The 12,588-nt window shown below is 44.6% G+C and carries 8 protein-coding genes; 2 read left to right on the top strand and 6 right to left on the bottom strand.

The window, feature by feature from the left end:
- Nucleotides 1-48 precede the first annotated feature (48 nt).
- From yunB to NSQ29_RS00465, 5 genes are all read right to left on the bottom strand, one after another.
- The gene (gene yunB, locus NSQ29_RS00485; protein WP_371915736.1) at nt 49-1,131 is read right to left on the bottom strand and encodes a sporulation protein YunB; all 1,083 of its coding nucleotides are present in this window, start codon (nt 1,129-1,131) and stop codon (nt 49-51) included.
- Nucleotides 1,132-1,276: 145 nt separating this feature from the next.
- Complete coding sequence (locus NSQ29_RS00480; protein WP_076285278.1) at nt 1,277-1,888, bottom strand: TVP38/TMEM64 family protein; 612 nt, start codon at nt 1,886-1,888, stop codon at nt 1,277-1,279.
- A 263-nt stretch (nt 1,889-2,151) separates the two neighbouring features.
- The gene (locus NSQ29_RS00475) at nt 2,152-3,021 is read right to left on the bottom strand and encodes a glycine betaine ABC transporter substrate-binding protein (RefSeq protein ID WP_042191671.1); all 870 of its coding nucleotides are present in this window, start codon (nt 3,019-3,021) and stop codon (nt 2,152-2,154) included.
- Between the two features lie 15 nt (nt 3,022-3,036).
- Nucleotides 3,037-3,870, bottom strand: coding sequence for an ABC transporter permease (locus NSQ29_RS00470; RefSeq protein ID WP_042191673.1), 834 nt, complete (start codon nt 3,868-3,870; stop codon nt 3,037-3,039).
- Nucleotides 3,870-5,066 (bottom strand): quaternary amine ABC transporter ATP-binding protein, encoded by a 1,197-nt coding sequence (locus NSQ29_RS00465; RefSeq protein ID WP_042191675.1) that lies wholly within the window; start codon nt 5,064-5,066, stop codon nt 3,870-3,872. Before NSQ29_RS00465 ends, NSQ29_RS00470 begins: the two co-directional genes overlap by 1 nt.
- A gap of 259 nt (nt 5,067-5,325) precedes the next feature.
- Between NSQ29_RS00465 and NSQ29_RS00460 the strand changes: the two genes are divergently transcribed.
- A complete protein-coding gene (locus NSQ29_RS00460; RefSeq protein ID WP_042191677.1) occupies nt 5,326-5,886 on the top strand; it encodes a GbsR/MarR family transcriptional regulator in 561 nt (186 codons plus the stop codon).
- Between the two features lie 59 nt (nt 5,887-5,945).
- On the opposite strand, the gene NSQ29_RS00455 is transcribed toward NSQ29_RS00460, so the two are convergent.
- Entirely contained in the window at nt 5,946-11,153 is a 5,208-nt protein-coding gene (locus NSQ29_RS00455) for a carbohydrate binding domain-containing protein (RefSeq protein WP_341124074.1), read from the bottom strand.
- Nucleotides 11,154-11,460: 307 nt separating this feature from the next.
- On the opposite strand from NSQ29_RS00455, the gene NSQ29_RS00450 reads away from it, so the two are divergent.
- Nucleotides 11,461-12,477, top strand: a complete 1,017-nt coding sequence (locus tag NSQ29_RS00450) for a LacI family DNA-binding transcriptional regulator (RefSeq protein WP_341124073.1) — start codon at nt 11,461-11,463, stop codon at nt 12,475-12,477.
- The last annotated feature ends 111 nt before the right edge of the window (nt 12,478-12,588 follow it).

Below are 12,588 nucleotides of genomic sequence, written 5' to 3'. Positions count from 1 at the left end.
TTAAAGCAACTCTACCTATAGTCTATGAGCGGTTAAGCACGATATCCCTTAATTCCCTCCATTTACACCTTTGCCGCCTTCTTCTGTATGAGCTGCGCCTGTATTCGAAGAATTGGGTGCAGCTGGTGATGAATTGCTATCCTCTTGGCTATTCCCAGGGGTATCCTTGCTCTGATCTGATACTCCATTTTTATCTCCACTTACAGATGGTGCAGGAATAGCAATTCCCGGGGCACTGCTGCCATTAGCTCCGACAGGCTGACCCTGATTATCGTAGTAATACATAGGCACGTCTCCGACGACCATCAAATATGACACAGGAATTTCCGTATCCACTACTTGGGGCTCCATGTCAAAAGGAATAACCACCGCTACCTCCGTAACAATATGGATATAGACCTCAACTAAAATCATATTAATTCCGGCATTTTGCTGGCGAGTGCTGAGTTCAACCTTAACAGCACCTTGCGGTTCAATCTTGATCGGGATATCAGGTCCATAAGAGGCGATGAGAGGACTACCTAGTGCCTGACCGAGCGGAATATATTCTGTCTGATTATGCAAATCCTGCAACGTGGTCTGGATTACCTCTGCTGCTTGCGAAGTAATACGCATATGCTCCGCATAGTTCAACATAAAGCCTGATATTTTCCCGTTCTTATCGGTCTTCCAGTCAATCAGTTCCTCCGCATTTCCTCCGTTCGCAACTTGTGAAGTAATCGCTTTATTTATCGACTCTGTTGCGATTTGCTTCACACGAATTTGCGCTAAATGCAAGATAGGTGGCTTCATGTGCAGCTCCACGTATCGCAGTGCTTGTAGCACAAGCACAATCAATACCAACGATGCAATCAACCAAAATTTGCGCCGGCTTCTTGGCTTGCGCGTGTTTCCGCCGGAAACGGTCATCTTTCTCTCTGCCCTACTGGATGATCTCATATGACTTCTACTTCGCTTAGCTTCAAAGCGTGCACTCTGTGGTCTTGCCGCTGCCCTACTAGGTTTTGACTTGAACGCGGAGCTTCTTCCAGAGAACCTCGGCGTCCCGCCCCCATTTATTTTTGGCAGCCGAAGCTGACCTAGATCAGGTAATCTTAGCCCTCGGTTCCCCCATTTTCTTAATCTCCCCATTGCGATAGTCCCTCCCACCTTACGTAGAGGTCAAGCCACCTCCACTTAGTTTAAGGTATTCGGAAAGAAGACAAAAAAGAAGAACGTTCCCTCCGGCGGATAATGCCAAAGAAACGTTCTTCATTTATTAAATGATCAATTAATATTAGTGCATTCTACTCCGTTTATCTTCCTGTAGATGGTCCCAGTGCCGCCGTATAAAGATACCGATTAGAATAGCGATAAACACGGCATACCAAGTAATATATCCATTCCATTCTTCCCTAGGGACAATTAGACTTGAGCCGATCGTACCGAATAGCCAAATGTAAGACAGATTCCCAAGCACGGTTCCCCAAATAAAAGATGATGCTTTTATCGGTGAAACAGCGGACATAAAATTGATTACATTGTTCGGAATAATGGGAATCGTACGTAGAAGGACCAGCGTCCAAATTCCATATCGGTCCAAGTAACGCTGCCATTTGTCATACCTTTTCAGCTTGGACCTCCATTTTCGATCAAACCAATTGTAAAGGTATCGTCGAATGAGGAAGTACATCAGTATTCCACCCAGATTACAAGCCAGCCAACTAATTATCATACCTCCAATAACGTTAAATACTGACACATGGAGGACAATCAAAATTACGAACGGAAAAAATCCTAATATACTCTGCAACAGCGCCAAAGGAATCGTCACAAATAAAATAGAGGGTCCACTAAGGCCAAGCGTTTGCAGCAGCCAATCTATCCAGGTATTTATGGTCTCTGTCATGAAGCAGTCTCCTCTCTTGACTCCTTGCAGCAGCTGCCTCCTGATTTACTTCGCTAAAGCATAAGTGTGAGCATTAAATATATGCAAAGTATAGATATTCCTTTTAATACTTTGCTTATATTCCCAAGAAAAACACCCCTTCCGGGGTGTTTTATTGAATGATTTTGCTTATGAAGTGCATTTGTAAAGAACAGTGGTTAGCGTACAAGTTACACTTTTGTAATCCATTGATTCTTCACATCATACCACAGAATTCTATCTACTTACAATTCTACACCTTGAATCCACGCATTCACTTTATCCGGGTTGTTTTCTACCCAAGTTTTAGCAGCTTCTTCTGGTGACTTCCCACCTTGAACCTCAACCATTACTTTCGCCATGTCTTCTGCTGTCCACTCGAATTGATCCAAGAACTTATAGACATTCGGCATGTCTTCTTTCAGACCTTGACGAACCATCGTATGGATTTGCTCATCCGCACCATATACACCTTTTGGATCTTCCAGATATTTCAGGTCCATATTGGCGAACATCCAGTGTGGTGTCCAACCCGTTACAACGATAGGCTCGTTGTTGTCATAGGCTTTTTGCAGCTCCTGAGCCATCGCTGCCGATGAACTTTCTAGAAGCGTATATTCACTAAGACCATATTCCGCAATAGCCTTTTCAGTCGTCGTCATAATACCAGCACCAGGCTCAATTCCGATAATTCGATTGCTCAATTTACCTGCCAGGTCACTGTTCTTCAAGTCTTCAATAGAATTAATATCCATGTACGCTGGAACCGCTAAACCAACTTTAGTTCCGTTCAAATTAGCACCTAAATCTTCGATTTTCGAACCATACTTCTCTAAATAAGCTGCATGCGTGCTTGGTAGCCAAGCTGCGACCATAGCATCCGCACTACCATCAGCAACCCCTGCCCACATTGGGCCTGCATCTACCTGTAGCATTTCAACGGTAGCTCCAAGCTTAGTTTCAAGTACTTCTTTAACAACATAAGTACTCGCAATTTCGGAATCCCATGCCACATATGCCAATTTCACTTTTTCTTTACTAGTGGATGAACATCCGGCAATAACAGTAATCATCATAATCACTAACAGGAATATACCTATATTTTTTTTCTTCATATCTATTTAAAACCCCTATCTCTGTTTTGGTTTTAGTGCGTTCTGCGTTAAACGGTCGAGTAGAATAGCTATAATAACGATAGCAATCCCCGCCTCGAACCCATCTCCTGTCTTAGCCTGCGATACCGCGCGGTATACATAGGCACCTACACCTTGCGCACCGATCATAGATGAGATGACAACCATCGAGAGTGATAACATAATCGTCTGATTGACGCCTGCCATAATCGTTGGCAGTGCGATCGGCAGCTGCAATTTAACCAGCTTCTGAGTTGGTGTTGAACCGAAAGCATCGGCTGCTTCAACTAACTCCTCTGAAACTTGACGAATACCGAGATTGGTCAAACGAATTGTCGGTGGAATCGCAAAGATGATCGATGCAATTACACCTGGAACAACCCCAAGTGAGAAAAAAGATACCGCTGGCAATAAATACACAAATGCCGGCATCGTCTGCATAAAGTCCAAAATAGGCGTAACTGTATTTCTAACCGCATTTCTCTGCGCACACAAAATACCAATCGGTACGCCGATTACTACAGCCAATATCGAGGCGGTTAGAACAAGGGCTAAAGATTGCATCGAAGGTCCCCATAATCCGAGATTATCGATTAAGAGCAGTCCGATTACCGCAAATAAAGCCATGCGCCATTTCCCAATCCAATAAGACAAGGCTGCAATAAGTACGATAAGCACTAATGCAGGCAGGAAGGTCAGCGCACCTTCAATTGCAGAAACCATTCCACCGATTATTGTAGCGATAAAGTCAAACAAGGGGCCACAATACGTAGTTAGCCAGTTTTCCAACCACTCGAGGGCCTTTCCTAAAGGCAGTTTTGGAATGTCCATTAAGATCCTTCTCCTTCCGGTACCGCGTTACCCGCGAGTGCGGAAAGAACGGCTCCCTTAATCACAATGCCTTTTAATTTATCCGCTTCATCTACGACGGCTACAGGCAAATGTGTCTCAGATATTAGTTCAAAGAAATCATTGAGCAGTGTTTCTGGATATACACGAGGGATCTCCCGCCGTGTAACCTCTAGGATGGATTTATTATCCTTTAGTGCCTGTGCTGCGTCCTCAGCTGTAATAACACCCAAGAGCTTGTTTTCTTTGTCTACCACATACAAGCTGAATATGCCGCTATCACGCATTAATTGAAGTGCTACCCGAGGTCCACGCTCAGGTCTAACCGTTTCCGGTTGCCGCATCACATGAGCTGCTGTTAGCACCTTGGACAAGTCCACATCCTCCACGAACCGCTCTACATATTTATTGGCAGGTTGAATGAGAATCTCTTCCGGTGTACCAATCTGCACGATAACACCGTCTTTCATCAATGCAATCCGATCACCAATCCGCAGGGCTTCGTCTAGATCATGAGTGATGAACACAATCGTCTTCTTCACTCTGGACTGCAATTCCAGCAGCTCCTGCTGCATGTCTTTACGAATCAGCGGATCCAGTGCACTAAAGGCTTCGTCCATGAGCAGGATATCAGGGTCATTAGCAAGCCCTCTTGCTAGTCCTACACGCTGCTGCATCCCTCCGCTGAGTTGATCCGGGCGATGATTCTCCCATCCCTTTAGACCCACTAGATGCAATGCCTCCATGGCCCGTTCAGTTCTCTTCTTTTTATCTACGCCCTGAACCTCAAGTCCGTATTCCGCATTCTCCAATACCGTCCGGTGTGGAAACAATGCGAACTTCTGAAACACCATGCCGATGTTCTTGCGCCGAAATTGCCGAAGCTCCTCCGGGTTCATTTTAACAACGTCTTTTCCTTTAAAAAGGACTTGTCCCCCTGTAGGCTCAATCAAACGGTTCAACAAACGAACCAACGTTGACTTACCGCTGCCGGACAATCCCATAATGACGAATATTTCTCCTTCTTCAATGCTGAATTCGGCTTTGTTGACTCCGACCGTCAACTTTAATTCCTGAGCGATCTTTTCCTTCGACCACCCTTGCTCTAATAATGGAATCGCCTTTCCCGCATCATGACCGAATACTTTGGTTAGCTTTTTCACCTCTATAATAGCCATGCCGTCCTCCTTCTCCCGAAAATATATCCGGGTTTAGTTCACTTATAGTAGTGTACCGGACTATTGAAAATTCATGCAAACACCATATACGGATAAAATTTAGTGTACAGTTTTAACTTTACGTACTTTATGTATAGAATACTCTGTTTTACACCAAATTCCTTTCTTCATGATTTCTTTACTTATGGAGGGGGATTTGATTACAATACATTGTATAAGGTTGCAGCAGTCTATCGACCTATTCCTCAGGAGGGACATCATGAACGATTTAGAAGGGTTAACACCCGAACAAATAGAGAAGATTAGTAAGGCCCGTGAACGCGTGATAGACTCTATCGGTAAAAATATGGACCTATACGGCATCACTTTATCCATTGGGCATTTATACGGTTATATGTATTTCAATCAAGGTCCAGTGACACTGGACGAGCTTAGCAAAACAATGGGAATGAGCAAAACGTCCATGAGTACGGGAGTCCGTACCCTCCTAGATCTGAAAATGATCGATAAAGTTTGGGGGAGAGGGACTCGCAAAGACCTGTTTACCACTGTGCCTGACTGGCATCAGAATTTCAGTGATTACTTCTCTATTAAATGGAGAAAAGCCGTCGAAGGAAATATGATTTCACTAGCGAAATCACTTGCAGAAATTAACGATATGAAAAAAGAGTATAGTGACGATAGTAAACTTATGCAGCTCTTAAATACAGATGAAGAGAAGATTACCGAATCCATTAATTACTACCGCTGGTTGCTAAAATTAATAGAATCCTTTGAGAATGGTAAGATCTTCGAATTTATCCCTAAAGAAGAATCTTAATTCCAAAACAAAAAACGACAGTGCTCCTGTAAAAAGGAAAACACTGCCGTTTTTTTCGTTTAACCTTCGATTAAGCTTACATCATCCAAATAGATCGTGCTGCCCGCACTAATTTCATTATTCGTCTCCGTACTGTTTCCATCAATAAGCCCTAGTAAAAATACCAAATGAGCCCCTGCGTCTGTCGCACCGTTCATGGTAAATGTGTAGCTGAATTCTTTCATACTCTGGGTCAAAGCTATAAGCTCAGCTTCCATATATTTGTTGTAGTCCCTGCCTTTATGCTCCACAGCTACCTGAATATTACGGTTTACCGTAGAACGGGCCTTAAACTTCAAGGTGTACGTCTTTCCCTGAACAAGCTTGAGGTTTTCGTAATCCACTTGTGCGCTGTAGGCAGCTTGCCCTGTGCCCGTCAGATCTATCGCAAATTCCCCATCTTTTACAGCAGCAGATCCAGTTCCATCAAAATACTGGCTCCACCCTTTAGAATCCACATCAAAGGTTCCATTATCCAGCGTACCGCTTGGTGGGTTCACTGGCGGACCACCTTGTACCTCCCGGACCACAATATCGTCAAAAGAAATCGTATGTGGCGTACTGTTAGCCGTAGGATCAGTGCCCAGCGATTTGCCGATCAGATAATTCAGCTTCAGCGGATTGCTGTTGGACACCATAAATTGTGCGCCATACGTTGCCCAATCGGCAGTAATATCAAACTTAGCTTGAGCGGAAGCTGCAGAAGTATTGGAGTATTCTAGGATGATCTGCCGCGGAACCGTTGATTTCGCCTTAAAGCTCACCTCATACGTTTTTCCGCCTTCCAGTAGGATACCCTCTTGGTAAAATTGTGTATGCCACGCCTCCCATCCTGCTGACGTAATCAAGATTTCTGCCACGCCATCCTTTACCTCAAACGCAGAAACACCACCTTCTCCAGACCATGTAGACCAACCCGTCTTACCACTGCCGAACGAGCCATTTATGACTAGATTGTTATCGTTAGCAAGTATCGTCTGAAGCACAGATCCATTTGCGTAATGGTCAGCTTCTACAGTGATTGTATAGCTGCCCTCGGATGGAAATACTGCTGCATCGATTGTGATTTTTCCAGGCTCAATGGTGTACTGTTCGGTTTCAAGTGTTATACCATTAACCTTCACTGCAATGATTTTCTTTCTCCAATCCTCATGGTCTATGAAGGTTAGCTCAATCGGCTGCGAAACTCTGTTATTGCTGCTATCGCTTAGTAATTCCTGCGGTTTGGCCGGTGCATTTTTGATTTCAAATTTCACATTATCGATGATAATATCATGGCTTTGAGGAATACTAATTCCCTCAACCTTTCCAAGCAGGAATTTAAGTGACAATGTGTCCTTACTGCCTTGACGGAATTCGAATGTGTAATGATTCGTTGCTGGTGTGAGCTCTACAATTTTTGTAAACGAAGCCTGATAAGACGCATTTTCAACATTCACACCGATTTTTCGGGCAATGGTTGAACTGGCATCAAACTCTAGCACATAATCTATTCCGCTTGCAGCTTTCAAGTTATTTTGAAACAACATCACGGAATATGGCTGACTTCCCGTATTCGTAATGTTAAACTTCGCTGTACTCTCTGTAGCGGTGGCACTGCTCTGACCGCCTTGCTCCGTCAGTAGACGATCCCAGGCATAAAATTCAGCGTTGAATTCACCATTTACCAGCGGGTAGTAGACAAGTGATGGATCATAATAAAAGCTCGTACGGAGCAACTTGAAGTTATCCAAGATGATTGTATCCACAGCACCATTCAGAAGTAATATGAATTGTCCCTCATGATCTGTTGTACCTGTAAGGTTGGTGAAGCTGGCTTTTATTTCTTGTTCACCTTGGGCTAAGTTAACCGATTGCTGTGCATGTACGCTGCCGTCTTTTCCAAGAAGTTGAACTGTGGCTGTACGTGCAGAGGATATTGCAGCATTAAAGGTAAGCTCATAATCTTGGCCCTGTATGAGCTGAATTCCCTTCTGAAGCAACCGAACTTCGCCACTTTCGCTGCCGCCAATTTTCACATTCAGCTTGCCTTTTTCATCTACTTTAGCGGCGGCCGTTGCACCATTGGCTGTTTCTATGTGCCAATAGCTCATCCGATTGGGCTCACCAAGATCGAAAGTGCCATTGTACAGATGATTACCGCTACCGAGCGGTGTCTTTATTCCGTCATGATCAAAAGGAATACTATCTACCTCTTCCAGACGGACATTACCTAACCAAACTGGAGAAGCGTTAGTTCCCATGTTGAACTCTAACCGTGCTGCAATATCAGAGTTATCCTTCATTTGAAACATAGTTTCGTAATGAGTCAGATCGGAAGTCAGCTCTGCCTTAAGCGCCGGAGAATAAGCGGCAAAGCCACGTGATTCTCCCCCCGTTAATTTAACGCTAATATTACGTGATACATCTGTTTTCGCATCGAAGCTGAGCTTATAGAATCTACCTTTAGCAACAGATACGATCGCTTGAGGTTGAACGGAATAGACATTGCCTCCAGCATTACTGATATTTACCTTTACGAAGTTTTGTCCTCCAATCGATACAGTGGATACTGCAGCATCAGCTCCTGGTTCTTTAAACAAAACCCAATGTGAAGTATTCGGTATACCCATCCCAGTATCTCCCGGAACCTGCTCCGTGAAGTTGTTATTATAGACAAGGTTACCGTCAGGAAGTGCTAGCTTTGAGCCTTCTAAGTAAGCTTCCTTCTCCAGCGTTACTGGCACCGGCTCACGATACTCACGGCCTGTCAGTTCATAGACTCTGACATAATCAACCTGCATTGATTTTGGAAACACGGTTTCTGGTGTTGGATCACCATCAAAGTTGCCGCCAACAGCCAGATTTAACAGCAGGTGGAACTCCTGATTGAATGGTGCTGGATAAGCATTATTCGCAGGCTGGCCATTGCTGATGCTGTACCAGTCATTTTTGGTCAAGAACAGCTCACCATCTACATACCAGCGAATTTCTCCCGGTTCCCACTCAATGGAGTACGTATGGAATTGTTCTATCGTGGAGCCTTCCGGGAACACGTACTCTTTGCCAGAGTATACATTGTTAGGCCATTCGCCGCCGTAATGAATGGTACCCGCTACCGTATTAGGACGGCTGCCCCAGCCCTCCATAATATCAAGCTCACCAGAGGAAGCCCAATTTCCGTACTCGTAGTTCTCCGGCAGCATCCAGATCGCTGGCCAGTATCCTTTTCCGGTAGGCGCTTTAGCCCGAATCTCGAATTTCCCATATTTCTTGCTAAACAGACCTTTCGTTTTAAGTCGCGAAGAAGTGTACTCCTTGCCACTTACTGCTTCTTTACGCGCGGTAATCACTAGATTACCATCCTGTACCTTTGCGTTCTTCTCATCACTTGTATACCATTGCTTCTCGTTGTTGCCCCAACCTGGATTGTTAAATTGCGAACCATCTCCAAGGTCATAGGTCCATTTCGTAGGATCAATGCTTCCTTCATTGAATTCATCTCCCCAAACCAGCGTCCACGGATCATTGGTTGGTGTTGCCGTTGGTGTTGGTGTTGGTGTTGGCGTTGGCGTTGGTGTTGGTGTTGGTGTTGGTGTCGGTGTCGGTGTCGGTGTCGGTGTCGGTGTCGGTGTCGGTGTCGGTGTCGGTGTCGGTGTTGGTGTCGGTGTCGGTGTCGGTGTTGGTGTTGGTGTCGGTGTCGGTGTCGGTGTCGGTGTTGGTGTTGGTGTCGGTGTCGGTGTCGGTGTCGGTGTCGGTGTCGGTGTCGGTGTTGATGTTGATATTGGTGTTTCGGTTGGTGTAGTAGTTGCTGTAGCTGTTGCTTCAGGTGTAGAGGTTGGCGTTGATATTGGACCAACATTACCAGAACTGCTTGAGGCTGAAGTTGCTACTGGCAGTGTCGTTTTACTAGCGTTTCCTTTCTTTAATGGCGAGCCGCCAATCGTTACTCCATCGGCTTTGTTATCTATTGAGGTTACGCTTCCGCTGCCTTGAATCGCTGTGCCTCCAGCGCTCGCAGTCAGGATTAACGCGGCCACCTGTGCATTATTCTCCAGAGTCAATTGCGTTGAGCTGCCCACCGTAAGACTGGCAACAGTTCCTGAGATTCTTAGCAAAGAACCGCTGACTGCTGAGTCTGTCGAGCGAACCGCTGCAAATATCCCTCGAAGTGAGATAATATGAGGAACGACGTTCATCTCAACATCCCCAAAGCCTGCTCCCGTAAGATCGCTACTCTCTTCCAAGATTGCTCCGGATTGCAGCTGCACAGTACCCATAGCTGTTGAACCGCTGGCATAAATTCGAACCTTCCCGTTAGGTTTGGCTACTTGAAGCGGCCCAAGAGAAGTATTGTGTAAGCCAATACTCTGCTCACCGCCACCTCGTACAAACGTAGTCCCTGTTACCTTTACCCCTTCAAGCTTCGCATTCCCTTCGGCGATGCCCTCGGTTAGATAAAGATTACCTTGGATGACCGTGTCTTTAAGAATCACATCGGCCTGATTAATGACTACATTGCCCTTTACTGTTCCAAGCGAAGTCTCTCCAGATTTTAAGATGAGTCCCGAAACCATTCGATCAGCAAGCTGAGCAAGCTCTGCACGTGTAATTCCGCCCTCAGGCTTAAACAAACCTCCTGGATAACCTTTAATAAAGCCAGCACCCGATAGGGCTGCTATCGCTTTCGCAGTTTCATCACTGACTCCGTTCAAATCAGTGAATGCTGCTGTGCTACTTTTGTCCGTATTGAAACGAAACACTTTCTCCAAGGATAGTGCCGCCTCAGCACGCGAAAGCGCATGTGAAGGATAAATATTGTTATTCTTATCACTGCTTAAATATCCAGCTGTAATCCCTTTGGCAATATCACTCTTATACCAGTCTGTAGCCAGCACATCCGCTGGAAGCTTATCCGATTGCTCCTGATAATTAAATATACGGTTCATAATAGCCGCGAACTCTGCCTTTGTGACTTCCTTACCCGGTCGAAACGACCCATCGTCATATCCACTTATAATCCCATTTGCGTTCCAACGCTGTAATGGACCTGCAGCCCAATGGCTTGGAGATACATCCGTAAACGCTTTCAATACATCGATTGTTTCATTTTCCACTTTCGTTGCCGCTGAATCAGGTGAGTTTCCCTTTAATGGCTCTGCCGCTGAAGCATTCATGCTCCCAACCGGTGATAGCAGCCTGGTGACAAGGAGCATAGCAGCTATTGCTGCCGTGAAATTCCTCTTCATCCTAAACATCACTCCTCGAATTTCGTAATATTCGTAATTCAAGCGAAGAATCGAAATCGGTTTCGACAATGTTATTGTTGCTTAGATTTCCATATTTGTAAAGATATAATTTTGAATTTTTTTACATTATTTTTTTCGGAATATATCTCAGTATTAAAATATCCGTTTGACTTGTTTCGGCAATAAGAATAGACTTAAAATAACTGTTTTACTCTTCACTCCATTCAAAAAAACTCATAAATAACCGCTCTACTACAGTCTTTCCCCCATATTCCAACTATTAAGCGGAGGGTGGCTTATACTACATATGAATATCAAAATGATTGCCGAAATGGCGGGCGTTTCTGTCTCGACCGTTTCGAAAATTATGAATAATTACAGCGATGTTTCGGAAAAGACCAAGAAAAGAGTCCTGGAGATCATCGAGCAAACTGGATATTCACCATCCAACTCCGCCAAGACACTTGCAACCAAAAAATCGAATCTGATCGGTGTGATTTTTGCGGGTGAGCTTAATGTAGAATTTACGCACCCTTTTTTCGTTGAGGTATTAAACTCCTTCAAAAAACAGATGGGTGTACTGGGATACGATCTCATCTTCTTTTCAAACGAAAAATTTATTAGCAGCGGAGATTACTTCGCGCGCGCTGTTCATTTTAATGTGGATGGCTGTGTCATTATATCTGGACAGAAGATGGAGCCAACGATCCACGATCTGGACATGAGCAGTATCCCTTGTATCGGGGTAGATCTCGAACTAAAAGGGAAGAAGTCAGGCTTTGTTATGTCAGATAACTTTCAAATATCCTCTAAGGTCGTAGAGCATTTTTACCTTCTTGGTTATAGGGAGCTTGGTTTTATAGGAAGTGCCGCGGATTCTGAAATATCCAATCTACGGGAAGCAGGATATACCAAAGCTATCGAAAGTTTCGGTCTCCCTTTGAACCGGCTTTGGTTTGTACATGGCGATGATTTCTTTGAGTCCAGCGGGTATACGGCTATGCAACAATTAATTCAAAGCGGCAGTTTACCAAAGGCCATTTTTGCTGCCTCTGATTTGCTGGCTTTAGGAGCCATCCGTGCATTAAAAGAACATGACCTCCGGGTCCCTGAGGATATCGCCATCATCGGCTGTGATGACATCGAAGCCTGCAAATATACTACACCAAGACTGTCTACCATCCGTCAGAACAAACAACGACTTGGTATCCTCGCTGCCCATATGCTCTATGACTTGATTAACAATCAGTCAGGTGGTGGTTCATTTGTTGTGGAGCCCGTACTTGTTGTGCGCGAGTCCTGCGGAAGCCAATTGAAATTTTAAGGTATAACATAAATAAATCCCCTCAAAGTTTACAACGTCTCAGACCTCGATAAGATGTCTAAGCATTGTCTAAATTGAGGGGATTTTTCATGTAGGGAACTTACAATTTCA

The organism is Paenibacillus sp. FSL F4-0236 (assembly GCF_038000135.1).
Classification (GTDB): domain Bacteria; phylum Bacillota; class Bacilli; order Paenibacillales; family Paenibacillaceae; genus Paenibacillus_AQ.
This window is presented reverse-complemented; position numbering and strand designations above follow the sequence as displayed.

Bases quoted from the DNA above. Each gene is read 5' to 3' on its own strand.
- NSQ29_RS00475 (WP_042191671.1), bottom strand. From the start codon at position 3,021: ATGAAGAAAAAAAATATAGGTATATTCCTGTTAGTGATTATGATGATT.
- NSQ29_RS00465 (WP_042191675.1), bottom strand. From the start codon at position 5,066: ATGGCTATTATAGAGGTGAAAAAGCTAACCAAAGTATTCGGTCATGAT.
- yunB (WP_371915736.1), bottom strand. From the start codon at position 1,131: ATGGGGAGATTAAGAAAATGGGGGAACCGAGGGCTAAGATTACCTGAT.
- NSQ29_RS00480 (WP_076285278.1), bottom strand. From the start codon at position 1,888: ATGACAGAGACCATAAATACCTGGATAGATTGGCTGCTGCAAACGCTT.
- NSQ29_RS00450 (WP_341124073.1), top strand. From the start codon at position 11,461: ATGAATATCAAAATGATTGCCGAAATGGCGGGCGTTTCTGTCTCGACC.
- NSQ29_RS00460 (WP_042191677.1), top strand. From the start codon at position 5,326: ATGAACGATTTAGAAGGGTTAACACCCGAACAAATAGAGAAGATTAGT.
- NSQ29_RS00455 (WP_341124074.1), bottom strand. From the start codon at position 11,153: ATGAAGAGGAATTTCACGGCAGCAATAGCTGCTATGCTCCTTGTCACC.
- NSQ29_RS00470 (WP_042191673.1), bottom strand. From the start codon at position 3,870: ATGGACATTCCAAAACTGCCTTTAGGAAAGGCCCTCGAGTGGTTGGAA.